Source organism: Pseudomonas sp. G7(2022) (assembly GCF_052660475.1).
Genome location: NZ_CP109659.1, coordinates 3,499,043 through 3,524,911, shown reverse-complemented (window position 1 = coordinate 3,524,911; position 25,869 = coordinate 3,499,043). Strand labels below are relative to the sequence as shown.

The following is a 25,869-nucleotide window of genomic DNA, read 5'->3' as shown; positions in this document are numbered from 1 at the left end:
GACAGTGGACCGGGTTTACTCCTGGGCCCGTTCGAAGCTTGAGATCGAGGCGCAGCATCATGCAAATGGAATGGACGTGGATGAGGTCGTGGCTGCTGGTATTGCTACTGTTCAATAGCTTGGGTGAAGCCGCAACCGGCCCGGAAATCGCACAGTTGCTCAACAAGCGCTATCAAAACGTGCAAACAGAGTGTGCGGGCGGCAACCCGGCGTATTTTTGCAGCGGCGTCATGTTGCATGGCAGCACTCCGATGATCGAGTTCTGGAAACACGATGATGTGGCCGCGCAATTGGGGGCGGAAAGTTTTGTCTATCTGCGTGCCGATTTGGGTACGCAGACATTGTCGTCAGCCAACGGCATGGTGTTCAGTGATTCATTCACGGCCATCGGCAAGGATCAGCCACTAGACGTTCTTTGCGCCTATCCTTTCGCGTTTGAACCTGTTGAGAGCCGTGCTGGTTTCGGTTGCGGCCTGTCAGCGGCAAGTCGACAGGCCGCCGACGCGAGCTCTTGCGCAAGCGAGGGAGTGAGTGATTCAGCGAGTTGGCTGGCGCACTTCGAGCAACAAGGCCGACAACCCACAAAGCAATGCTCGTTGAGCAGCCTCAATCCCATGCTATTCAAGGCCAGCCTGCTGGCGCATCAAGGCATCGACAGCGATTGGTCGGCCAGACCTACCCAGTTGCAGATACGTAACTGGGACGAAAGCACACCCCAAAAAATTCCGATGCAGGCGCTTTTTTACGATGCGAATAAATCAGGTTCGTTGTTCGCGGCACAGAAAGATCAGTATGACTACTTTGCAACTACCGGGAATTGGCTGCCAATTCTGCGAATGGATTTGGCTCAGGCAGAGCGTGCGGTATTCGGATTCAATCAGCAGGATCAGTTGTACATCGGTTATCAAGTGGCCGATAAGCTGAATGCACGTTATGCCGATACTACGCCTGCTTGTCGTGGTAACACGCCCGCCTACGACTGCAATGGCGTGTTGATCAGAGTGACAAGTGCTTCACCTAACTACCATGCGTGGAACCCAAGCCTCGGATCGGTAGAGCGGAATGGCGTGGCATTTTCCTATGTGCGTGAGGATGTCGGCACCAAGAGTTTTTTGTATTCGAAAAGCCAAGGTTTGATCCTCAAGGAAATGGCGGCACCCACAGGTTTTCCCCTTACCGTACGATGCGCCTATCCGTTTGATGCCGCTACCGATACTCGAAGCGACAGTTGTAACGAGTATATGGCGTTACCCATTAGCAAGCCCTGTTTGGAGCAAGGTGTTATCGATATCGCAACATGGCGCGTTTACTACGATCAGTTGAATGGGGTTTATGGGCACCATTGTAGTTTCGGTCCAAATCAATCCGAATTTGCGATGAGTGTTGATGTTAGATCTCACCTTCCTGATCCTGGTATGCGCAGGCTTCATAACGAGGTCGTCATCGGCGCATGGCCCCAGAACATTCCGCGACAGCTCCCCATTCAAGCCTTTTTCTATACAAATGAAACGGCGTTAACGAGCGCTCGCTTTTTTCAGCGCGATTATTTTCAGCAGACGGGGCAGTTCATGCCCATTGTCCGGGTGGACTTGAGCGCGTCTGATGGCCGCATCTTTGTTTATGATCCTCAGGCCCAAATTGCTCAAAGTCCGATACTGCAAGTGCCACACGCGCCAGATGTCAGCGCGAGTGTGAACCTGGCCGCTCTTGATGCCAAATCAGGTGTACAGGTGAGCGTTGCCTATCCCGGTATGAATAAGGAGCAAAGCATTCAGTTGATAATGTCCGGCACTCCGGGAGTCGGCTCCCCTACGATTCCACCCATGCAGGGCGCGGAGAGTGGGAGTGTGGAGTTTTCGATTGATTCTGAGGCCATTGCTGCCAACGTCGGCAACGCAGCTAAAACCTTCATACTCAAGTACGAAGTCACGGAGGCCGGCAGTAAAACCTCGTCGGGCACGCTGACTGTAAACCTCTTGCCGTTACCTGCCGCGGAGTTGGATAAACTCAGCATCGTACAGGCTGATGGCGATGAGCTGGATCTCAGCGACGTCACGGAGGGCGGTACTTTGCGTGCGGGGATCTGGGCATTCATGAAGGCTGGTCAGCCTGTTTGGCTGGAATTGAAAGGCAAGACTGCCACGGATAAAGAGCACAATCGTCAGGTTTGGAATGTCCCGGGCGCGTCGGTAAATCAGAAATGGATAAATGACGGGGAATATTTTCAGGATGTGCCATACAGCTATCTCAAAGAGCTGGGAAACGATAGCGTGCTTGAGCTGCATTACAAGTTGGCTTTGACCATGAGCCAAGTCAAGGCGGACGCTATCGACGGGCCGGTGAAACGGTACAGGATCAAATCGGTGGGTGCTGTGAAAGCCTCTGTTTCCCGAACAAGGACCTATATAAAAATTCCCGGTACCGCATCGCGGCATCCTTAATAACGTCGTCGCTATTTGGCTCTGAAGGCGCATCCGGACATTCACCGCTCCATCGCGTCACCGTCATGTCTTTGAGCTGCTCACCCAGTGATCGAGCAGGGTGAAAAACGAATACAAGAGAAATGACCGTTGGTCGTAAACATCCGAATACCTGTCAGATCTGACAGGTGACGCTTCCTGCGGTCCACGATTGAATCACTCCGTCAAAACAATCTCACGAAACGGAGTTACTGATATGTCTACATCCAAGTCCAATGCCACCGCACCCGTGATCGTTTCTATCAGGGATTCCAAGGGTGAAGTACCTCAAAACGGAAAAACCTCTGATACCAGTGTGACAGTCGCAGGTCACTCGGAACCAGGGACGAACGTCAAAGTGTTCGATGGAACAATGTTGAAAGGTACTGTCCCTGCTGACACAGCAGGCCATTGGTTACTGGTTTTAAGTGAGCTTGCTCTGGGTGCACACATGATTGCGGCCGTTGCTGACGGTCCTTGGTCAGCTTCCAGAACATTTTCAGTGGTTCAACAGTAGAAAACAGATTCAATGGTTGTGAGTGAAGATCGGGAGATTTGAGGCGCGAGGTCCTCAAGGATCCCGATCTGTTCCTGATACATCGTGCCTGACGTATTTGAGCGGGCTAGGGGGTTTCCGGGCGACTGAGCAACGTTTCAAGCCGAGCCAAAGGGGGCCGCTCTTGTCCCCGATCAAAAACCTGCACCCCCACCTTCAACAACCGCCCATTCTCCGCCCCCCCAATCACCTGCTCACACCGCAACAACAACCGCCCCTGATCACACTCCATCGCCTTGAACCCCATCGGCAACCGCCCCTCCAGCCGCAATTCCGCCATCCGACTCTGCGCCGCAATCATCGCAATCGAGCGATCCCGCAAGATCCCGCTGCTCTGCGTCATCAACCCCGCCACGCGCACGGCGGCGGACATGGCCACGGCGATGATCGCCAGCGCGACGAGCACTTCAATCAGGGTGAATCCGGCTTGCGGAGAGGGGGTGCGCATCGGGGGCTCGGGCTGTTGGGCAGCCCTTGACGCTAACGCCCGTGCTTGACGGCTTGACGACGGAAACTCCCGAGGATTTTCAACATCCCTGACATATCTTCTTGCAACACTGCGCGTCGAATCGAATCAAGCCAGGGAATGACGAGATGGATATCGCGCAATTCAAACAACCCGGTCGACCGAGCCGGATGCCCCGTGGGCAGCAGGGTTTCACGCTGATCGAGATCATGGTGGTCGTGGTGATTCTCGGGATTCTGGCGGCGATGGTGGTGCCCAAGGTGCTCGACCGGCCGGATCAGGCGCGGGCCACGGCGGCGAAGCAGGACATTGGCGGGTTGATGCAGGCGCTGAAGCTGTATCGCCTCGATCACGGCACTTACCCGAGCCAGAGCCAGGGCCTGAAAGTGTTGGTGGAGCGCCCAGCCGATGCGAAGAACACCAACTGGCGCTCATACCTGGAGCGCCTGCCGAATGACCCGTGGGGTCGTCCTTATCAATACCTCAATCCCGGTGCCAACGGCGAGATCGACATCTTTTCCCTCGGCGCCGACGGCCAGCCTGACGGCGAAGGCGTGAATGCCGACATCGGTTCCTGGCAGTTGTAAGGCCGGTCATGAACAGCCAATCGAACCAGCAGGGGATGGCGATCATCAGTGCGCTGCTGATCGCGGCGGTGGTCGCGGTGATCGCCGCCGGGATGCTGACGCGTCAGAGCGTTTCGACCCGGGCGCTGGAAGCCGAACAATTGCGCGTGCAGGGCCGTTGGGTGCTGCACGGCGGGTTGGAGATCAGCCGGCAATTGTTGTGGGATGCGCGGCAACGCGATCCGCTGACCCGACTCGATCAACCCTGGGCGCAGCAGTTGAACACTCAAGGTTTCGAAGGGCGGCTGGAGGATGAGCAGGGCAAGTTCAACCTGCGCAATCTGGTGGCCAACGAACGGATCGACGACGCCCAGGTTCAGGCCTTTGAGCGCCTGTGTGGGTTGATCGGTATCAGCGACGCGTTGAGTCGTCGCATCAGTCAGCGGGTGATCGGCTCGTATCCGCATCTGCTCAATGCACAACTGACGGATAAACCTGTGACGAAAAACACCTTCGACAGCGGCCGCAGCACGTCGCCGTCTGCCTCGCGCAAACCGCAATCGCCAACCTTGCCGATGCTGCGCAATCTTGAAGACCTGCGCAGTGTCGACGGGGTCAACGATGCGGTGCTGATGAAACTGGCGCCGTACCTGACGGTGATTCCGGCGACCACCTGGCTCAACGGCAACACCGCCACGGCGCCGGTGCTGGCAGCTTATGTGCCGGGGCTGTCGCTGGAGCGGGCGCAGGCACTGATCAATGAACGCGACGCCGGGCGCTGGTTCATCAATCGCGGGGATTTCGTCAATCGCCTGCGCTTGCCGCAACTGGAGATCACCAGCGTCAAGGTCGGGATCACCAGCGACTGGTTCCGTTTGCGTGGGCAGGCGCGGCGCGATCAGCGGCGGGTCAGCCTCGATGCGTTGCTGCATCGCAGCGAGGATCGTTTGCCCCAGGTGATCTGGTCGCGGGTGGGCGTATGAACCACTTGCGCGTAAGTTTGCCGCCACTGGCGGAACTCAATCTCGACAGTGAGCTGGACTGCGCGTGGCTGGACCGCCACGGCAAGGTCACTCGCCAGGATCGTCAACGGCTGCGCAAACTGCCGAAGCTGCCGCTGGTGTGTTTCCTGCACCCGACCGACAGCCTGCTGGCGAGCATCAACCTGCCGCCGTTGGCCACCAGCAAAACCGCCGCCGCCGTGCAGTGCGCCGCGCAGGCGCTGATGCTCAGCGACATCACCACGATGCACGTCGCCCATGGCCCGCGCGACGCTTCGGGGCAGGTGCAGATGGCCTGGTTGCCGCGCCGGGACTTGCAATACTTCGGGCAGTTGCTGCACGAGACCGGGTTGAACCTGAAAGGCCTGTACCCGGCGGCCTACAGCTTGCCGGTGATGGCCGGCGGCGTCGGGCAACTGCTCGGCGATCATTTGTTGTTGCGTCAGGGGCCGGACTCGGCGCAGGTGCAACCGTTGATCGATGAAGCGTGGTTGATGGAAATTGCCCTGCCTGCGCACTGGATCGGTGAGGGCGCGCCGCAGGCGGTGCAGTCGACATTGGCCGACGCACAACGCTGGTCCGGGCCATTACCGAGTTGGGGCCTGCACGGCGGCATTCAGCAACCCGGTGCCGAAGGTCGGGGCTGGGGACGGGCGGTGGGTTTGTCTGCGCTGGCGCTGGTGGTCTGGGTGATCGGTTTGAACCTGTACGCCGCCCGCGAGGCCGGGGCAGGGCAACAGATCAAGGCGCAGATGGCGCAGCGGGTGAAGCAGGCGTTCCCCGAGTTGCCGGTGATCCTCAATCCGCTGCAACAGGCCCGTCAGCAAATCGCAGCACGCCAGCAAGGCGCGCAGGACGCGCCGGGTCAGGATTTCAGTCGGCTGGTGTTGCAGGCCGGCAGCGGCATGCCGTTCATGGCGGGCACGGTGCAGCGTCTGGCGTTCGTCGACGGTGTGCTGCAACTGCGTCTGCTGCCTGAGGCCCGGCGCTCGGGTAACGACAAGGACTGGCAGGCGGCGCTGGCCCAGGCAGGAGTCAGTGTCAGCGCCGATGAGGACGGCTGGGTCTTGCGCCCGGCCGGCGAGGTGGCCGCTGTCGCTGACAACGACGACAGCAGCGGAGCCGAAGATGAATAGCCCAGCGCTGGCGAAATACCGCGCCGGTTGGCAGCGCTTGAATGCTCAGTTGCAGGCCCGTTGGCAGCCGTTGGCCGTGCGGGAAAAACGCATGGTCGGCGGCATGGCGGCGCTGTTGCTGGGGCTGTTTGTGTGGGTGGCGCTGATTCAGCCGCCGCTGAAGAAGATCGCCGCCTCGCAAGTCGAAACCCCGAAGCTGCGCGCCCAGGCCGAAGCGCTGGAAGTGCTGTTGCGCGACGTCAGCGTACGTCCAGACGGTCAGAACCTGGAGCAGTCGCTGCAACAGACCTTGCAGGCTGGCGGACTGGGCGGCCATTACCAACTGGCGGCCGCGTCTGCAGGGTGGCAGTTGACCTTCGACGCAGCCCCCGCCGACGCCGTCCTCGACTGGTTGTTGATCCAGCCCCGCCGTTTTTCACTGCAAGTGGTCGAGGCGCGCCTGCAACGCACAGACGACACCGCAACCGATGACACCGCCGGCACTCTGTCGGGCACCGTACGCATGGATCAGGCGCTGGGCGCTAAGGAAGCTTCATGAAGGGGTCAGGATCCAAACGCATGGCGTTGCCGATGCTGTTGATGGCATTGAGCGCGTGCAGCAACACCACGCCACCGAATCAACCGCCGCTGCTGGTGGACAGCGAACTCGGCCGGCCGCTGGCCAACACCCAGCGCAGCGGCGACGCGGTGCTCGACCGCGAGCGGGCGCAGGCTCAGGTCAGACCGGCGCCCAAGCCATTGCACAACATCACCGAGCGCGCCCGCAGCGGCGGTTCGGCGCGGGGCACGACGTTGCCGGCCAATCCGTTGGGCGATCAACCGGTGACGCTGAATTTTGTCGATGCCGATATTCAAGCGGTGGTGCGGGCGTTGTCGCGCTCCACCGGTCAGCAGTTTCTGGTGGATCCTCGGGTCAAGGGCAACCTGACGCTGGTCTCCGAAGGCCAGGTGCCGGCGCATCAGGCTTACGACATGCTGCTGGCGGCGCTGCGCATGCAGGGTTTCAGTGTGGTCGATGTCGGCGGTGTGGCGCAGGTGGTGCCGGAGGCTGACGCCAAGTTGCTCGGCGGGCCGATCTACAGCGCCGACAAACCGGCGGGCAACGGCATGCTCACCCGCACGTTCCGCCTGCAATACGAGAACGCGGTGAACCTGATCCCGGTGCTGCGCCCGATCGTGTCGCCGAACAATCCGATCAATGCCTATCCGGGCAACAACACCATCGTCGTCACCGACTACGCCGAGAACCTCACGCGGGTCGCGCAACTGATTCAAGGCATCGATACGCCGAGCGCCATCGACACCGACGTGGTACAGATCCAGAACGGCATCGCCGCCGACATCGCGCCGATGGTCGCCGACCTGCTCGACGCGCCGGGCAACGATCCAACGCAGAAAATCGCAGTGATCGGCGACCCGCGCTCCAACACCATCATCATCCGCGCCGGCAGCCCCGAGCGCACGGAGCTGGCGCGCAACCTGATCTACAAACTCGACAACGCCCAGAGCAACCCGAGCAACCTGCACGTGGTGTATCTGCGCAACGCCCAGGCCGGCAAACTGGCCCAGACCTTGCGCGGTTTGTTGACCGGCGAGAGCGACAGCGGCACCAGCGACAGTGCACGCTCAGTACTCAGTGCGATGGGCGGCTCCACCAACTCGGGCGGCGGGCAGAACGGCCAGAGCGGTACACAAACCAACGGCAGTACGTCGACCACCAACAACGGCAGCACCGGCGGAAGTTACGCTCAGGGCAGCAGCGCCACCAGCGGCAGCAGTAACGCGCAAAGCAGCGAACAGAACGTCGCGTTCAGCGCTGGCGGCGTGACCATTCAGGCGGATGCGACCACCAACACCTTGCTGATTTCCGCGCCGGAGCCGCTGTACCGCAACCTGCGCGAAGTCATCGATCTGCTCGACCAGCGCCGTGCGCAAGTGGTGATCGAAAGCCTGATCGTCGAAGTCGGCGAGGACGATGCCAGCGAATTCGGCGTGCAATGGCAGACCGGCAATCTGGCCGGCAACGGCGTGATCGGTGGGGCCAACCTTGGTGGCTCGGGGATCAACGTCAACGGCAAGACCAGTGTCGACGTGTTGCCCAAAGGTTTGAACCTTGGCTACGTCAACGGCACCGTCGACATCCCCGGGATCGGCAAGATCCTCGACCTGAAAGTGCTGGCCCGGGCGCTGAAGAGCAAGGGCGGCACCAACGTGCTGTCGACACCGAACCTGCTGACCCTGGACAACGAAGCGGCGAGCATTTTCGTCGGCCAGACCATCCCCTTTGTCAGCGGCAGCTACGTCACCGGTGGCGGTGGCAACAGCAACAACCCGTTTCAGACCGTGACCCGGGAAGAAGTCGGCTTGAAGCTCAACGTGAGGCCGCAGATTTCCGAGGGCGGCACGGTGAAGCTCGACATCTATCAGGAAGTCAGCAGCATCGACGAACGCGCTTCGGCGGCGGCCAACTCGGCGGGGATCGTCACCAGCAAACGCGCACTCGACACCAGCATCCTGTTGGATGACGGGCAGATCATGGTACTCGGCGGCCTGCTGCAGGACGGCTACAGCCAGAGCAATGACGCGGTGCCGTGGCTGTCGAGCATCCCGGGGATCGGCGCGCTGTTTCGCAACGAGCGTCGTTCGATCACCAAGACCAACCTGATGGTGTTCCTGCGCCCGTACATCATCCGCGACAGCGCGGCGGGGCGCAGCATCACGCTTAACCGCTACGACTTCATGCGCCGCGCCCAGGGCGGTCTGCAACCGGAGCGCAGCTGGGCGATGCCGGACATGCAGGCGCCGCAATTGCCCGCCACCGCCCAAGGCGTGCCGGCACCGGTGTCCGGCCCGCGCGCGACGATCAAAGCGGTGCCGTTGCAATGAGCGCATTGCCTTATGCCTGGGCCAAGGCGCAGCGGATTCTGCTGCGCGACGGCGTGCTGACGGTGTGCCCGTCGACGCCGGGCTGGTCGATCAGCGAGGTGCGTCGGCAGTTCGGCGCGGCCAGGCTTGAGCGGGTGCGCGATGACGAACTCGACGGCCTGCTGGCCATGGCCTACGCCGACACCGGCAGCGCGGCGGCTGTGGTCGGTGCGGCGGAAAACGAAGTCGACCTCGACCGCCTGATGCAGGACATGCCGGAAATCACTGACCTGCTCGACACCCAGGACGGCGCGCCGGTGATCCGCATGATCAATGTCTTGCTCACCCAGGCAGCGCGGGACGAGGCCAGCGACATTCATATCGAACCGTTCGAAACCCATTCGGTGGTGCGCTACCGGGTCGACGGCACCCTGCGCGACGTGGTCTCGCCGCGCAAGGCCTTGCACGGTGCACTGGTGTCGCGGATCAAGATCATGGCCCAGCTCGACATCGCCGAAAAACGCCTGCCGCAGGACGGGCGCATTGCGCTGCGCGTAGCGGGGCGACCGATCGACATTCGTGTTTCCACCGTGCCCACCGGCCATGGCGAGCGGGTGGTGATGCGTTTGCTCGACAAGCAGGCCGGGCGCCTGCATCTGGAGACCCTGGGCATGGACGCGCAGGTGCTGGCCAAACTCGATCACCTGATCCGCCAGCCCCACGGCATCGTGCTGGTCACCGGCCCGACCGGCAGCGGCAAGACCACCAGTCTCTACGCGGCGCTGGCGCGGCTGGATGCGAGCACCAGCAACATCCTCACCGTGGAGGACCCGGTGGAATACGATCTGCCGGGCATCAGCCAGATTCAGGTCAACGCCAAGATCGACATGACCTTCGCCCTCGCGTTGCGCGCCATTCTGCGGCAGGACCCGGACATCATCATGATCGGCGAGATCCGCGATTTGGAAACCGCGCAGATTGCGGTGCAGGCTTCGCTGACCGGTCACCTGGTGCTGGCGACGTTGCATACCAACGATGCGGTGTCGGCGGTCAACCGCTTGGTCGACATGGGCGTCGAGCCGTTTCTGCTGGCTTCGTCGATGCTCGGTGTGTTGGCTCAGCGCTTGGTACGACGGTTGTGCAATCAGTGCAAACAAGAAGACCCGGCGATGCCCGGCACCTGGCGCCCGGTCGGTTGCGCGGCGTGCAATCACACCGGTTACAGCGGCCGGACCGGCATTCATGAATTGTTCTGCATCGATGACGACATCCGCACGCTGATCCACCAAGGGGCAGGGGAACAGGCGTTGCGTGCGGCGGCGAGCAAGGCCGGGATGTTCAGCCTGCGCGAGGACGGCGAACGCTGGATTCGCAGCGGTACCACGGCGCCGGAAGAAATCCTTCGTGTGACACGGGACGCCTGATGAATCGCTATCGTTTTGAAGCCGCCGATGCCAGCGGCAAGATCGAATCCGGGCATCTGGAGGCGGACAGTCAGGGCGCCGCGTTTGGCGTGCTGCGCAGTCGTGGCCTGACGGCGTTGTCGGTGGAGAGGGAAAGCAACGTCTCCCAACATGGCGGCGGTGGGTTGTTCAGCGCCAAGCTGTCGGATAACGATCTGGCATGGACCACCCGGCAACTGTCGAGCCTGCTGGGTGCCAGTCTGCCGCTGGAAGCGGCGCTGAGCGCCACGGTCGAACAGGCCGAGAAAAAGCACATCGCTCACACCCTCAGCGCCGTACGCGCCGACGTGCGCAGCGGCATGCGCCTGGCCGAAGCGCTGGCGGCGCGGCCTCGGGATTTTCCGGAGATTTACCGGGCGTTGATTGCGGCGGGCGAGGAGTCCGGGGATCTGGCGCAGGTGATGGAGCGGCTGGCGGATTACATCGAGGAACGCAACAACCTGCGCGGCAAGATTCTCACCGCGTTCATCTATCCGGGTGTGGTCGGGCTGGTGTCGATTGGTATCGTGATTTTCCTGCTCAGCTATGTGGTGCCGCAGGTGGTCAGCGCGTTTTCCCAGGCCCGGCAGGATCTGCCGGGCCTGACGCTGGCGATGCTCAATGCCAGTGATTTCATCCGCGCCTGGGGTTGGTTGTGTGCAGGGGTCATGGCCGCTGCGTTCTGGAGTTGGCGCTTGTATCTGCGCAATCCGGCGGCGCGTTTGAGCTGGCATCATCGGGTGTTGAAGCTGCCGCTGATCGGGCGGTTTGTGCTGGGGTTGAACACCGCACGGTTCGCCTCGACGCTGGCGATTCTCGGTGGCGCCGGCGTGCCGTTGTTGCGGGCGCTGGAAGCGGCGCGGCAGACCTTGTCGAATGATCGTCTGAGCCTGAGCGTCAATGAGGCCACCGCCAAGGTGCGAGAGGGCGTCAACCTGGCGGCAGCGCTGAAAGTGGAGAATGTGTTTCCGCCGGTGCTGATTCACCTGATCGCCAGCGGTGAGAAAACCGGCGCACTGCCGCCGATGCTCGAGCGTGCAGCGCAAACCTTGTCCCGTGATATCGAGCGCCGGGCGATGGGTATGACCGCGTTGCTGGAGCCGCTGATGATCGTGGTGATGGGCGGGGTGGTGCTGGTGATCGTGATGGCGGTGCTGGTGCCGATCATCGAGATCAACCAACTCGTGCAGTAGTTTTTTTATCGGCGCCAGCTCTCACCCGAGCGCCAAAAACAGCATCCTCGGGTTCTCCTTTCTGTCATCTGCAACGGCCCTTCAAGGGCTGTGGCCGATTCCCCCGAAAAGCTTGCCGCAGACACTCCGCACAACGGCGCAAACACCCGAGAAAATCCCTCGAAAATCAGCCTGCACCTCCCGAGGTTTTTTCCTTTATCTGTCACCGGAAACTGCGAATTTCTCAGTGCGACTTAACCACGGACCCCGCTTGCGAAGGTCGGCGGTGAGTCTTCCCAGTGTCATGCAAGTCCCCTGAAAACCTGTGTTCACAACCAACGTTGAAAAGGAGATTCTTCATGTTCAAGCGCACTCTGATCGCAGCTTCCCTGACCGTCGCTGCCCTGGCTTCCGCCCAGGCCATGGCCGCCAACGTAACCGGTGGTGGCGCGACTCTGCCTGCCGCTCTGTACAAAGGCTCTAGCAACAGCATCCTGCCAGCCAACTTCAGCTACGTCGGTACCGGTAGCGGCACCGGCAAGACCGCTTTCCTGACCAACAACTCGGCGCTGTTCAGCACCACCGGTTCGGTGCATTTCGCCGGCAGCGACTCGATCCTCAGCGCTTCGGAAATCAGCACCTACAACACCAACTTCGGTGCTTCGTACGGCCCGCTGATCCAACTGCCGTCGGTCGCCACTTCGGTTGCCATCCCATACAAAAAAGCCGGCCAGACGGCTCTGAACCTGACCAGCGCCCAGCTCTGCAATGTGTTCTCCGGTACTGCGACCACTTGGGGCCAATTGCTGGGCAACTCTGATGCCACGCCGATCCGCGTTGTGTATCGCAGCACTGCCAGCGGCACTTCGGAAATCCTCACCCGTCACCTGAACAACGTTTGCCCGGGCAAGTTCTCGGTCAACACCACGTTCGCCAACTCGTTGCTGCCAGCCGGTACTGCGCTGCCATCGACTTTCGTCGGTGTTGCCAACACCGCTGACGTCGCTGTTGCCGTGAACGCCGTTGACGGCTCCATCGGTTATGTCGGCCCGGACGGCGTGAACGCCAGCAGCAACGCCGTGGTTTCTCGCGTCAACGGCGTACAGCCGACGCCGGCCAACGTCACGACCGCGCTGTCTTCGGTCGCACTGCCAACCGCACCAGCCAACCCGGCGCAATGGGCTCCAGTGGTTGCCAACCCAACCAGCGGTTACCCGATCGCTGCCTACACCAACTTCATCTTCGGCCAGTGCTACAAGGACGCCTCCGTGGCGGCTGACGTCAAAGCCTTCCTGACCACTCACTACAGCGTGCCGGGCAATGCCGCCGCAACCATTGCTCACGGCTTCAGCGTGGTTCCGACCAACTGGAAAAATGCTGTGACCGCCAACTTCATCACCAACTCCACCGGCAACAACCTGAACATCAACAACGCCAGCGTTTGCAACGGCATCGGCCGTCCTCTGTAAGGTTTCATCCGCAGTCCGCCGTTCGAATGGCAGCCCCTTCCGGGGCTGCCATTTTTTTTGCCTGCGGGCGCCGTTACTCGCAAAACATGAAGTTTGTGTGACATCCGTTCGGTCGCGGCACCCGCCAACCGCCTATGTCGTAACAGCAGGTTGTTGCCGACCTGTGGCCATCAAAAGGATCTCGTAGTGATGCTTGCTCGCCCATCCCGCCGCCTTACCGACGTTCAATCTTCCCGACGTGATGCCGTGGACCCGGCGCTGTGGTTGCTCAAGCCTCTGGCGCAGGCCGTGGCGTTGTGCCTGGTGGCGGGCAGCGCGCACGCGCAGACAGCGTTCAGCTCGGGCTGGTTTGCCGCCAAGGGCGCCGCACAGCAATCCGCCGCACGTCCGGGTTCCGGCGCGGCTGGTCTGCCGGGGATGACGCCGCCTCTGGCGCAGCAACAGAAGGCCAGCCAGCAATTGCAGCGTTCGTTGCAGACACTCAATAACACCGTGGCGGCGATTGCTGCGCAGCAGGCCGCTCAGGCTGCCGGACGCGCCGTGGCATCCGGTACCGTCCAATGGGTTCCGGACGGTCTGGGCGAAGGGGGCTTGAAGGTCGACAACAGCCTCACCCAGGGTTGGCAGAACGCCAAGGGGCCGCAGCAGACCCAGGTCGATGGCAAGACCCATGTGCGGATCGAGCAGACCGCCGACAAGGCGATCCTCAACTGGGAAACCTTCAACGTCGGACGCAACACCACGGTCGAGTTCGCCCAGCAGTCGAACTGGGCGGTGCTCAATCGGGTCAACGACCCCAACGCGCGGGCAAGCCAGATCCAGGGCCAGATCAAGGGTGACGGCACGGTGATGCTGATCAACCGCAACGGCATCGTGTTCAGTGGCACCAGCCAGGTCAATGTGCGCAACCTGGTGGCGGCGGCAGCCAATATCACCGATATCCAGTTCCGGGATCGCGGTCTGTACTTCGACAGCAGCGGCAGTCAGCCGACCTTCACTGAAGCCGCCGGCAAGGTCCTGGTGGAGCGCGGTGCATCGATTCAGACGCATGCTCCCGCCACATCCACCGATGCCGGCGGCTATGCGTTGCTGCTGGGCAGCGAGGTGCAGAACGACGGCCACATCGGCACCGCCAAGGGGCAGATCGTCCTCGGCGCTGGCGATCGTTTCTATATCCGCAAAGGCTCGGGCACCGAGGGCAATGGTTTTTCCACCACCTTCGGCAACGAAGTCGTCCCGGGCTTCAAGGCCGACAGCAGCGCCGGCAAGGTCAGCAACAACGGTTTGATCCAGGCGGCCACCGGTGACATCACCCTGACCGGCCACGATGTACAGCAAAACGGTGTGCTGCTGGCCAGCACCTCCGTGTCGACCCGCGGCACCCTCCACTTGCTCAATCCGGCCACTGATACCGGCGGCCGCGTGACGCTGGGGCAGGGCAGTGCCACGGCGATCCTGCTCGACAGCAGCGACCTGACGGCGCTGGACAGCCAGCACAAAGCCGCGCTGACCGGTGTCAACGCCAACAACAGGGTGCGTGGCGACCAGTCGCGCATCGATATCCAGAGTGGCGGCAGTGTCGAGTTCCAGAACGGTTCGATCACTCTGGCCACCGGCGGGCAGGTCGCTGTCACGGCGGGGCTTCGCAGCCTGGTACGCAACGGTGCGCTGATCGATGTGTCGGGGGCCATTGGCGTGAAGGTCGCCATGGAATCCAACAACATCAAGATCAACGTGCAGGGCAACGAGCAGCGCGATTCGTCGGTCAACCGCGAGAAGGGCGCGCTCAACAGCAATGATGTGTGGGTCGATGTGCGCGAACTGGTGTACGTGCCGGCCGGCACCAACGGCTATGCAACCGACCGCTGGTACACCGCCGGCGGACTGCTGGAAGTCGGCGGCTATCTGGGCACCCAGGGCCACGGTATTGGTGAGTGGATGGCGCAGGGGGGCATGGTCAGTTTTGCCGGCAACGATGTGGTGACCGAAAAAGGCTCGTTGATCAACTTGTCCGGTGGCACCCTGGATGTGCAAAGCGGAGAAATCCGCCAGAGCTGGCTGCGCGGTGCCGATGGCCGTCTGTACGAAGTCTCGCGGGCACCGGGGGATATTCTCTACACCGGGTTGTACAAGGGTTACGAAGACAGCAGCGAGCGCTGGGGCCAGACCGACTATTACTTCAACCCGCTGATTGCCCCGCCCCGTCGCCAGGAATCGGGTTACACCGTGGGCCGCGATGCCGGACAACTGGTGATCGCGACCCGCAATGCGCTGCTCGACGGGCAGATGCTCGGGGAGGTCTATCAGGGCGAACGCCAGACCCGGACGCCGCGTGCGGTACTCGACGGTTATGAGCAGAGCCAGACCGCACTGGCGCGGCGTGGACAACTGATCGTCGGCAGTTACGACCCGGCCTATGTCGCGTCGGCCGGGGGCTTGTTGTACGGCCTCAATCCATTGCTCGATCAAGTGCAGATCGGTGCTGACAAACCCATCGATGACGGTGTTCCGGATGTGCTCTCGGCGGTGTCCGGGAACCGCGAGGGCAAGCTGTTCCTCGATGCCGATCAGCTCAATGGATGGCACCTGGGTGCATTGAAGGTTGCGGCCCGGGACCGTATCGACGTCAATCAGGCGCTGACGGTCGACACCGGAGGCGACATCACCCTGTATGGCCCGGATGTGCAGGTCAGTGCCGATCTGATCGCCCGGGGCGGCAGCCTGCACTTGGGCAACGTGCTCAATCAGTTGCAGACCAACGCCACGACCGATACCCGGATCACCGCGCCTGCGGGCCATCCGACCCGAGTGGCCGTGGCCAAGGGCGTGCAACTCGATACCCGTGGCGTGTGGAGCAACCTGTCCACCAACCCGGATGACGCTGCGGGCCTGGCCTACTTGAACGGTGGTCTGATTTCGATCCGCAGCAGCGGCGATATCGATGTCCAGGCCGGCAGTCTGCTGGACGTTTCGTCCGGCGGCGCGGTGCTGGCCAACGGCAAGACCCGGGACGGCAAGGGTGGCAGCCTGACGCTGGAGTCCAGCGCCAACACTGTTGCGGACGCGGCGACACTGCGTCTTGACGGCGACGTGCGCGGCTACGGTGTGAGCGGTGGCGGCACGCTGCTGGTACAAGCCGGCAAGGTGCTGATCGGCAAGACGGACGAAAAACTCGCCGATTCGACCCTGCAGTTGTCACCGAGCCTGTTCGAGAAAGGGTTTTCGGCTTACAACATCATCGGTCTGAACGGGCTGAGCGTGGTCGATGACACACGGATCGACGTCACGATGCCGGTCTATCGTTTCGGTGCTCAGGCGTCGGACCGGGTCAGCGGCGTCGATCCAGGCACGGCGCTGGAGTTGTGGACGCCGGCGCTGTTCCAGGAAAACCCGACCAAGGCTGAGTTGACTCAGCGCGGCGGCGCCAGCCTGTCGTTGCAGGCCGGATCGAGCAATCCCAATCTGCTCGATCCGGTCAAGTCCACGCTGGTTGTCGGCACCGGCTCACGGATTAGCGTCGATCCTGGCCAACGAATCGGCTTGCGCGGGCCCGGACAGATCACCGTTGACGGTGAGCTGAATGCCTGGGGTGGTACGATCGATATTCGCCAGCAGCAGTTCGGTTCGGTGGACCCTGCCGACAGCCAGCAAGAAGCTGCGCGACAGGCGCACAACCGTTCTATCTGGATCGGCGAGCACGCCGTACTGGATGTGGCCGCGCGTGCCGCTACGGCGGTGGATGCACTGGGGCGCGTCTACGGTCTGGTCGGCAAGGGTGGCAGCATCGTCATCGGCGGTGAGCTCGATGCGAAGAAAGCCACTGCCACCTCTGCCGATGCTTACGTCATCGTGCGCAATGGCGCCCGCCTGGACGCTTCCGGTGCCGCGGCGGTGCTGGATATCGCCGGGCAGGGGCCGACGGCGGTCGCCACCGATGGCGGAAGGATTTCCCTGAGTTCCTACAACGGCCTGTTCATCGACGGCCGGTTGCGGGCCGCTGCCGGTGGCACCGGCGCCGCCGGCGGTCGACTGGACATTGCCCTGGAAACCCCGTTGTACCGCATCGGTGAAGCCGCTGACGAGGTGCGTCTGCCCCGGGAAATCGTGATCGGCCAGGGGGCGGTGGAATCGCCGTTGGCGGCCGGCCTGAAACCGGGAGACGCGGCACCGGGTCTGGTCTATGGACGCACACGATTGAGTGCCGACACCTTGATGAGCGGCGGTTTCGATAATCTCGGGCTGCTGAGCAACGGACTGATTTCATTCGACGGCGATGTCGACCTGCATTTCAACCAGAGCCTGAGCCTGTATGCCGGTGCCTTGTCTCTGGCCGAACACGCGAAAGACAATGCCCGGATCAACCTTTTCGCACCTTCTCTGCGCCTGTTGGGGCCTGGGGTCTATTACGGCTCCAACGCGTTCATTCGTCCAAGGGTCATGAACGCACCGACCCCGAATCTGTCGGCAGCGCAGTTCAGTGCGTCGGCCAACCTGCTGGATATCGGCAACAGCCTTTCGTTTGGCACTCTGGGTTCGATCGTGCAACTCAATGCGCCGGCGGTGCAGGTCGGTCGCCGAGGTTTTGCGCAGGTGTCGCTTGCCAGCCAGGGCGACATGCGTTTTCTGGCCTCGGCCACACAACCGCTGACCGAGCTGTGGGCGGCGGGCGATCTGAATTTGAGTGCGGCACAGATCTATCCGGTGTCCGGTGCCAGGGCCAGGGTCAGGGCCGGTTTCCAGCAGGAAACGGCGCCTTCCGACGGCACGTTGCGGATCCTCGCGCAGGGCGCGGCGCCCAGCGCATTGCCGTATTCGGTGTTCGGCGAACTGACGCTGGCCGCCAGCCGTATCGAGCAGGGCGGTGTACTGCGTGCGCCGCTGGGCCTGATCACGCTGGGCGAGAGCACCAGGTCGGTGCTGACCCGCGAAATCCATCTGCTGCCCGGCAGCCTTACGTCCGTCAGCGGCGCCGGGTTGGTCATGCCTTACGGTGGCACCACTGACGGCATCGACTACCGCTACAACGCCAGCTCCGTGCTGTTGAAAGGCATCGCCGGCCTCTCGGCCGGGGTGACCCTGCAGTCTCAATACGTGGATGTGGCACAAGGTGCAGTGATCGATCTTTCCGGCGGTGGCGATCTGCGCGGTGCCGGGTTCATTTCGGGTCGCGGCGGCTCCACCGATGCGCGCTATAACCCGCTGGTGCGTAACGCCAGCGACGGCACGTTCAGCCTGCCGGGGCTGGCGAGCAACCCGGTCTACGCGATTGTGCCGGGTGATCAAAGCCTTTATGCACCAGTGCTCGCGGAAGCGGGGGCGGTCGATCCCCGTGTCGGCCAACGCATCACCCTCGGCGTCGGCGTGCCGGGCCTGGCGGCCGGAACCTATACCTTGCTGCCATCGACGTTCGCGCTGTTGCCCGGTGCGTTCCGGGTCGAGGTCAATGGTCAGGTCGTGGCGGCGCCGGGAAGCGGCACATTGCCGATGCGCAACGGCTCATGGGCTGCCAGCGGCCGGATGTCGATTGCCAATACCGGACTGCGCGACAGCGTTGACAGTGCGATCATCCTGACGTCGGCCGATGTCCTGCGCCGTTATTCGCAATACAACGAAACCGGCTTTACCGCGTTCATCAAGAGCGATGCCGCACGTCGGGGGGTACCACGGGCATTGGCGCCGATGGATGGAAAAACCCTCGATCTGCGCTTTGAAAACGGTGCAGATCGAGAGGTGGCGCTGGACTTCAACGGCCAGGTGCTGTTCAAGCCTGCTGAGGGCGGCGTGACGGGAACCGCTGTCATTCGCGCCTCGGGCGGTGCCCTCGAAGTGCTGGGAGCGGGCCGGCCACGCACGAAGGATTTCAGCGGCGTTTCGCTGTATGCCGACAGTCTCAATAACCTGGAGGCCGGACGCCTGGCCATCGGTGCCGTGCCGACAGTGGATTATGGCTCTGGCGGCAATATCGTTTCTTTCGGCAGCAGCAATTCCAACCACATCGTCCTGCGTGAAGGCGCGGTGCTGTCCGCACCGGAGGTACTGCTGCGAACCCAGAAGACTGACGCAGGCATCACCCTGGAGGCGGGGGCAGGCATCAACACACTGGGTCGCGGTGACGTGCCTTACGACGCCACCGCCGGATTTGTCTATCAACCCGGGGCTGGCAGCGTGTTGCTGGTGTCCAACGGCCAGACCACGATGCTGGCGCCGGCGAAGGCGGTCGGAACCGATGGCGCGGGCAGCATCCGCATCGGCACCTGCGCAGTCGAGACGTGCACGGCGGCGACATCGCTGTATTCCCGAGGCAGCATCACCGCGGCCACCGACAATCGCTTCGAACTGGCGGATTCAGTGGGTTTCGGCACCCGACACCTGAGCCTGGCGGTCGGCGCGGTCAACGTCGGGAACGCTCAGGCACTGTCCGACAGTGCGGGACGTGTACCGGTCGGCCTGACACTCAGCCAGCGTGTGCTCGACCGTCTGCTTCAGGGCGATACCCGGTTGGGTGCGCCGGCACTGGAATCCCTCGGCCTGACGGCTCGGGACTCGTTCAATTTCTTTGGCAGCGTGACGCTCGATACGCTCGACCCACAGACGGGCAGCAGCAAGCTACAGAACCTGGTGCTGACGACGCCGGCGATCTACGGCCTGGGAGAGGCTGCGGATGTGGCAACTCTGCGCACCGCCAGTCTGATCTGGAACGGTGCGCCCCAGGCGCCGGGTGCGGTGGTCAGTGGCGGCGCCGGGACTGGTCGCGGCGCGCTGGATATCCAGGCCCAACGTATCGAATTCGGCTACGGCCCGAACCCGCAACCGAGCGGGCTGGACCAGAACAATCGTTTGGCACTGGGCTTCGCCAACGTGAATCTGACGGCCAGCGAACGCATTACCGCCAACCACAAAGGCAGCCTCGCGGTGTACCGGGAACAGGGCGCTTACGATCCACTGAAGGGATACGCTTACACCGGCGGCAACCTCAATCTGCGCACACCGCTGTTGACCGGTGAAGCGGCTTCGGTCAACTCGCTCAAGGCCGGCGACAGCCTGACCCTGAAGGGCGCCGGTGCTAGCGCAGTGGCCAATGCATTGGGCGCGCAACTGACACTCGATGCCCATGACGTGGTGCTCGAGAGCCGTATCGCGCTGGCCAGCGGCAAGCTGGTAGTCAAGGCGGAAAATGACCTGACGCTGACCGCCGACGCACAACTGGATCTGGCCGGACGTACCTTGCCGTTCAACGATGTGAAGAAATACAGCTGGGGCGGCGACGTGTCGCTCTTCAGCCACAGCGGCAATATTCGCCAGGCGGCTGGCTCGCGGATCGATCTGTCGGCGCAGAACAATCAGGCCGGCCATCTCAGTGCGGTCGCCTTGGCCGAGAATGCGGGCGTGGTTGATCTGCAGGGAGAGATCCTCGGCGCCAGCAGCGGTTATTACGATGCTGGCGGCACGCTGGTGCCGTACAAGGCCGCCGGTGTGGATCTGCGCGCCCGCCATCTGGGAGGTGATCTGAACGGGCAATTCGCGGCGCTCAACCAGCGTCTGAACGCCGGGCACGTGTTCGGCAGCCGCAGTTTCCAGTTCAAAGAGGGCAGCCTGCTGATCGGCGACGGCCTCAAGGCCGGTGAAATCAATGTCTCGGTGGACAATGGCAGCCTTTCGGTTGCCGGTCTGATCGATGCCAGTGGCGAGCGGGTCGGCAGCATCCGGCTGTCCGGCAAGAACGGTCTGACACTCGCCGGCAATGCCGTGCTGGACGCCCATGGCCGGATTCTGCGGGTCGACAGCTACGGCAAGATCATCGACGCACCGAACCGCGCCGTGGTTGAGCTCAATTCCGGCGAAGGATTGTTGACATTGGCCTCTGGCACCCGGTTCGACTTGCGTCACGGCACCGATGCGACCGTTGGCAAACTGCCGGGGCAGAACGACGGGGTGGCGCGCGGCACGCTGGAACTCAATGCGCCGCGCCTGGGCGTTGGCGACATTGCCATCGATGCCAGCGGAGCGCTGAGCATTCAGGGGGCACGCTCCATCGGCCTCAACGGTATGCGTCGTTATACCGATGCCCGTGACGGCGCCGATCCGGCGGCCAGTGGCCGCCCTTATCAAGTGATCGATCAGGCGCTGTTCGATCGCATCGATGGCGACAGCAGCACATTCATCAGTGCCGCGCTGAGCAACAGCGACTTGCTGCAACGCAAACTGGCGGGGCTGAACAACGCGACCTATGCCGACGTGTTCCATTTGCGTCCCGGGGTCGAGATTGCCAGCCAAACCGCCGATGGCGATCTGGTGGTGGAAGGCGATATCGACCTGTCGCGCTACCGATATGCCAGCCTCAATCGGCACTCACAGAAAACCTTGGTCTATGGTTCCGGCGAGTCCGGCAGCCTGGTGATGCGTGCCGGTGGCAATCTCGATATCTACGGCAGCCTCAACGATGGCTTCGCACCACCGCCGGAAACGGTCGACGATGCCGGTTGGAAGCTGTTACCGGGCGTGCAGCCGTTCGGCGGTGACCTGATCGTGCCGGGCACCGGCGTAACGCTGGCCGAGGGCACGCGGTTCCCGGCGGGCACCACGCTCAATTACGACTTGCCGATACAAGCCGTGACCCTGGTCAGCGGCACGTTGCTGCCGACGCAGGCGACGCTGGCTGGCCCCTATTCGCTCAATGCCGGCACGGTGTTGTCCGGCGCGGTGCATGACGCATCGGGCAATCTGCTGTACGCCGCCGGTACGCTGCTCAGCGACAGCGTGATCCTGCCTGCCGGCAGTCGTTTGGGGGCCGGTACCCGATTGAACGGTGCGGTTGCGTTGCAGGCCATGCTCTGGCCCAAGGGCGTGCCGTTGCCGGGTACGGTCGGTGCGGACAATCAGACGGCGGGTGTGACATTGAGCGGTGCACTGGCGCTGCAGCGCGGTTCGCTGATTCCGTCCATGACCGATGTCGTACTGGCCACCGGCACCGCATTCATCGAGCTGCGCGGCTATTCCGGCACCACGCAGCAAGGCAGCAACTGGGCCGTGGCGAGCATGCTGCCATCGGGCAGTACGTCCTGGTCGATGCGGGTGGTGGCCGGGTCTGACCTGGAGGCCGCCGACAGCCGTGCAGTGAAGCCGTTGACCCGTGAAGGCAACCTGCGCCTGGCCGATACCCATTACGGTTTGACTGTGGTGGAGAAAAAACTCGACACCACCTGGGCCGAGGGCAACCCGATGGGGTATCCGGCCGGGGAGGTCGTGAGCGATGACGAACTGTACCTGTGTGACATCCTGCCGGGTGCCTGCATCGCGCCCGCCAGGTTCCTGTGGGCGGTGGACAACATCGCCGGCATGCCGCCGGGAACACCGGTCACGGATGACGAGCTGTTCTGGTGCGATGCCGACCCCAACTCCTGCACACCGAACAAGGGCGGTATCACCGTTTCACCGCACACCCAGATGTTCAGCGTGTTGCGCACCGGCACCGGCGATCTGGACCTGATGGCCGCCGGTGACCTGAGCATGGATTCGCCTTTTGGCGTCTACACCGCGGGCACTCAGTCCCGGGATATCGATCCACGCTTCAATCAGCGCCGGGGTGCCCTCACGGATAACGGTTCAGTGCTCGGCAGCAAAGGCGCCGATTATGAGAAGTGGGTCAATGGCGGCAGCGACAGTCTTTATCAGGCCTGGTACCCGGAGCTGGGCGGTAACCTGACGATCAGTGCGGGTGGGTCGGTCTCGGGGGATACCCTGGGGCGTCGCGGATTCATTCGGGATGCGAACCTGCGCGAACAGGTTTCCAGTGTCTCCGTGGGTAACTGGTTGTGGCGGCAGGGGACGGGCAACAACGACGTGCCGACTGCCTGGTGGATCAACTTCGGCAGCTATGCCACGCAGCCACTGCCCGACCCGGACTTTGACACCGGCCCCTATCTAGTTGGGTTCACCGGATTCGGCGCACTGGGCGGCGGCAACGTCAGCCTGCGCGCCGGAGGCGATGGCGGCATGCTCAAGCCGTTGGGTGACAGCAGCCTGAATCCACGCAGCCAAGGGCTGATCGTGGCGGTGGGCAGCACCGGCAGGGTGGGCAGCGACGGCAGCCTGCAACTGACCGGTGGCGGCGACATGGACATTCGGATCGGCGGCACGTTGAACCCGTCATTACAGGCACGGGCAGGGGAAAGCGGTACGGGAGCACCGAATCATGATCTGCAGGGGGCATTGATCAACCTGCGCGGTGCGGCGCAACTGTCGGGCGGTGCGCTGGGCGGTATCAATCTGCAATACGGTGCCTACACTTCCCTCCAGGACCCTCGTGAAACCCGGGCCTTCGATCCGTTCACCTCGACCCTTGGCAGCGCGTCCGGTGGCCTGGTGCTGATCCCGGGCGACTCCGGCATGCGCCTGACTACCCGTGGCGATCTGGTGCTTGGCGGTGCGGTCGACCCGGCAAGGGTGCGCCTGCAGAACTCCACACCGTTCACCGATACCAATGGCGTTGCCCATGACGGTGGCGGATTGGCCGGTTTCTCGTTGTGGACCGATCACACGGCCATCGATCTGTTCTCGGCGGGGGGTAACCTGACACCTGGCACACAGCTGGGTGAAACCGACACCCAGGGCCCATTGGCCAGCCGCAACACCTCGCCCACTGACGGACGTTTCGTGTACCCGTCGATTCTGCGCGCGGTAGCGGGGCAGGGCTCCATCTATGCCGGCCCTTCGGCCACTTACCGGGCAAGCGGGTTTTCCGCCGCGACGGCTTACTCGATCGTGCTGGCCCCTTCCCGCGCCGGGCAACTGGAGTTGCTGGCCGCAAACTCGATCTACGCCGGCGGCTACGCGATCAACCAGTCTGGCGCCAGTCTGTCCGCCATCGCCACGCCGTTCGCGCCGTCGTTTACCGGTTATGCGCAATACGGTTCCAGCAGGCCGGTCACAAGCAACTACAACAGCGACGGCATTGCTCCGAGCCTGAACGTGCGTTATCCGTTGTTTGCATTCGGTGCCGACAGTTACTCGGGAACCAGCGGCGTTCAGGCACCCGCCCGCTTCTACGCCATGACCGGCGATCTGGTGGGCATTCGCAGCGGCGAAACCTTGCGTTTCGGCACCTCGCTGCGCACCTGGTACGAAAGCGCTTCGCCTGTCTGGATGCTGTCCGGGCGCGATATCGTGGCGTCCGGCACCCACCTGGGCCAACCGGCAACGGCACCGTCGGAAATCGGCTGGAACAACGAAACCATTTCATCGTCAGGCAACCTGCTGATTCACACCAACCTGCATGATGTTTCGCGGATCTCCGCCGGTCGCGACATCCTGTACAGCAGCTTCGATATCGCGGGGCCGGGGCTTCTGGAGATCAACGCCGGGCGCAATATCCTGATGGAGGATCGCGCCGGCATCACCAGCATCGGACCGGTAGCCGCAGGCGATCATCGTTCGGGTGCAAGCATTGTGATGCAGGCCGGCGCCGGCGCTCAGGGGCCGGATTACTCACGGTTCATCGCCCGTTATCTGAGCCCGCAGAACGTCGCCGACCCGAACGCACCGCTCAACGGCCAACCGGGCAAAGTGGTCAAGACCTATCTCGAGGAGTTGCAGAGCTGGCTGACCCTCGGCTACGGCTTCAGCGGCAACGCAGAGCAGGCGCAGTCCTTCTTCGCTGCACTGCCAGGTACCGAGCAGGCGATCTTCGCCCGTCAGGTGTACTTCGCCGAACTACGTGCCGCAGGCCTGGAATACAACGACGCCGATGGTCCACGCAAAGGCAGTTACCTGCGCGGCCGCAACGCAATCGCTGCGTTGTTCCCGACTGCCGATGTGGCCGGTAACGCGATCCGTTATGACGGCGATATCACGCTCTACGGTGGCGCCGGGGTCAAGACGCTGTTCGGTGGTGATATCCAGATGCTCACGCCGGGCGGTGGTCAGGTGTTCGGCATCGAGGGCGCGGCGCCGCCATCGACGGCGGGGATCATCACTCAGGGTTCGGGCAACATTCAGCTCTATTCACAGGGCAGCATTCTGCTCGGACAGAGCCGAATCATGACCACGTTTGGCGGCTCGATCATTGGCTGGTCCGCCGAAGGCGACATCAACGCCGGTCGCGGTTCGAAAACCACCGTGGTCTACACCCCGCCAAAGCGTGTGTACGACACCTGGGGCAACGTGACCCTGTCGCCATCGGTGCCGAGCACCGGCGCCGGTATCGCCACGCTCAACCCGATTGCCGAAGTGAAGCCGGGGGACATCGACCTGATCGCGCCGCTGGGCACCATCGATGCCGGCGAAGCGGGGATTCGCGTGTCGGGCAACGTCAACATCGCTGCGCTGACAGTGGTCAATGCCGCGAACATTTCGGTGCAGGGCAAGGCGACCGGCGTGCCGGTTGTGGCGGCGGTCAACACCGGGGCGATCACCTCGGCCAGCTCCGCCGCGTCATCCGCGACCCAGGCAGCGGAAGATGTCGCTCGTCAGCAACAAGCTGCGTCACGCCAGAATCAGGCTTCGGTGTTCACCGTACAGGTGCTCAGCTTCGGCAACGAACAACTGGCCCCGACCCGCGACGGCGCCAGCCGCGCACCAACACCGGGCTACAACCCCGACAGCCCGGTGCAGGTGCTGGGCGCCGGGGTGCTGGACGAACAGGCGAAACAACAACTGACCGAGGAGGAGCGGGGACAGCTGACGTTGTAAAAGGACTCTCGTGCTGTACGCTTCGGGCGGCCGTTTGGCCGCCCTTTTTT

12 protein-coding genes are annotated in these 25,869 nt (G+C 62.7%); 11 read left to right on the top strand and 1 reads right to left on the bottom strand.

Annotated elements, in window-relative coordinates; translation table 11 throughout:
- Nucleotides 1–59 precede the first annotated feature (59 nt).
- Complete coding sequence (locus tag NE357_RS15775; RefSeq protein ID WP_212633387.1) at nt 60–2,441, top strand: hypothetical protein; 2,382 nt, start codon at nt 60–62, stop codon at nt 2,439–2,441.
- Nucleotides 2,442–2,676: 235 nt separating this feature from the next.
- On the top strand, nt 2,677–2,976 hold the full coding sequence (locus NE357_RS15770) for a hypothetical protein (RefSeq protein ID WP_169430650.1): 300 nt from the start codon (nt 2,677–2,679) through the stop codon (nt 2,974–2,976).
- Nucleotides 2,977–3,082: 106 nt separating this feature from the next.
- On the opposite strand, the gene gspI is transcribed toward NE357_RS15770, so the two are convergent.
- Nucleotides 3,083–3,463: a type II secretion system minor pseudopilin GspI gene (gene gspI / locus NE357_RS15765; protein WP_445576620.1), complete on the bottom strand. Its 381-nt coding sequence runs from the start codon at nt 3,461–3,463 to the stop codon at nt 3,083–3,085.
- Between the two features lie 146 nt (nt 3,464–3,609).
- Between gspI and gspG the strand changes: the two genes are divergently transcribed.
- From gspG to NE357_RS15720, 9 genes are all read left to right on the top strand, one after another.
- Nucleotides 3,610–4,068, top strand: coding sequence for a type II secretion system major pseudopilin GspG (gspG, locus tag NE357_RS15760; protein WP_283241340.1), 459 nt, complete (start codon nt 3,610–3,612; stop codon nt 4,066–4,068).
- A gap of 8 nt (nt 4,069–4,076) precedes the next feature.
- Nucleotides 4,077–5,030: a type II secretion system minor pseudopilin GspK gene (gene gspK, locus NE357_RS15755; RefSeq protein ID WP_169430649.1), complete on the top strand. Its 954-nt coding sequence runs from the start codon at nt 4,077–4,079 to the stop codon at nt 5,028–5,030.
- Complete coding sequence (gene gspL / locus NE357_RS15750) at nt 5,027–6,184, top strand: type II secretion system protein GspL (protein WP_169430648.1); 1,158 nt, start codon at nt 5,027–5,029, stop codon at nt 6,182–6,184. The genes gspK and gspL overlap by 4 nt, the downstream gene beginning before the upstream one ends.
- Nucleotides 6,177–6,722 carry a type II secretion system protein GspM gene (gene gspM, locus NE357_RS15745; protein ID WP_169430647.1) on the top strand — a complete coding sequence of 182 codons (546 nt, stop codon included), beginning with the start codon at nt 6,177–6,179 and terminating at the stop codon, nt 6,720–6,722. Before gspL ends, gspM begins: the two co-directional genes overlap by 8 nt.
- Complete coding sequence (gene gspD, locus NE357_RS15740) at nt 6,719–9,070, top strand: type II secretion system secretin GspD (RefSeq protein ID WP_169430646.1); 2,352 nt, start codon at nt 6,719–6,721, stop codon at nt 9,068–9,070. The genes gspM and gspD overlap by 4 nt, the downstream gene beginning before the upstream one ends.
- Nucleotides 9,067–10,473: a type II secretion system ATPase GspE gene (gene gspE / locus NE357_RS15735; protein WP_169430645.1), complete on the top strand. Its 1,407-nt coding sequence runs from the start codon at nt 9,067–9,069 to the stop codon at nt 10,471–10,473. The genes gspD and gspE overlap by 4 nt, the downstream gene beginning before the upstream one ends.
- Nucleotides 10,473–11,684, top strand: coding sequence for a type II secretion system inner membrane protein GspF (gene gspF, locus NE357_RS15730; protein ID WP_169430644.1), 1,212 nt, complete (start codon nt 10,473–10,475; stop codon nt 11,682–11,684). Before gspE ends, gspF begins: the two co-directional genes overlap by 1 nt.
- Nucleotides 11,685–12,022: 338 nt before the next feature.
- Nucleotides 12,023–13,132, top strand: coding sequence for a substrate-binding domain-containing protein (locus NE357_RS15725; protein WP_169430643.1), 1,110 nt, complete (start codon nt 12,023–12,025; stop codon nt 13,130–13,132).
- A gap of 189 nt (nt 13,133–13,321) precedes the next feature.
- Nucleotides 13,322–25,819 carry a filamentous haemagglutinin family protein gene (locus tag NE357_RS15720; RefSeq protein ID WP_169430642.1) on the top strand — a complete coding sequence of 4,166 codons (12,498 nt, stop codon included), beginning with the start codon at nt 13,322–13,324 and terminating at the stop codon, nt 25,817–25,819.
- The last annotated feature ends 50 nt before the right edge of the window (nt 25,820–25,869 follow it).

Coding starts and splice junctions, on each gene's coding strand:
- NE357_RS15775 (WP_212633387.1), top strand. CDS start 60: ATGCAAATGGAATGGACGTGGATGAGGTCGTGGCTGCTGGTATTGCTA.
- NE357_RS15770 (WP_169430650.1), top strand. CDS start 2,677: ATGTCTACATCCAAGTCCAATGCCACCGCACCCGTGATCGTTTCTATC.
- gspI (WP_445576620.1), bottom strand. CDS start 3,463: ATGCGCACCCCCTCTCCGCAAGCCGGATTCACCCTGATTGAAGTGCTC.
- gspG (WP_283241340.1), top strand. CDS start 3,610: ATGGATATCGCGCAATTCAAACAACCCGGTCGACCGAGCCGGATGCCC.
- gspK (WP_169430649.1), top strand. CDS start 4,077: ATGAACAGCCAATCGAACCAGCAGGGGATGGCGATCATCAGTGCGCTG.
- gspL (WP_169430648.1), top strand. CDS start 5,027: ATGAACCACTTGCGCGTAAGTTTGCCGCCACTGGCGGAACTCAATCTC.
- gspM (WP_169430647.1), top strand. CDS start 6,177: ATGAATAGCCCAGCGCTGGCGAAATACCGCGCCGGTTGGCAGCGCTTG.
- gspD (WP_169430646.1), top strand. CDS start 6,719: ATGAAGGGGTCAGGATCCAAACGCATGGCGTTGCCGATGCTGTTGATG.
- gspE (WP_169430645.1), top strand. CDS start 9,067: ATGAGCGCATTGCCTTATGCCTGGGCCAAGGCGCAGCGGATTCTGCTG.
- gspF (WP_169430644.1), top strand. CDS start 10,473: ATGAATCGCTATCGTTTTGAAGCCGCCGATGCCAGCGGCAAGATCGAA.
- NE357_RS15725 (WP_169430643.1), top strand. CDS start 12,023: ATGTTCAAGCGCACTCTGATCGCAGCTTCCCTGACCGTCGCTGCCCTG.
- NE357_RS15720 (WP_169430642.1), top strand. CDS start 13,322: ATGCTTGCTCGCCCATCCCGCCGCCTTACCGACGTTCAATCTTCCCGA.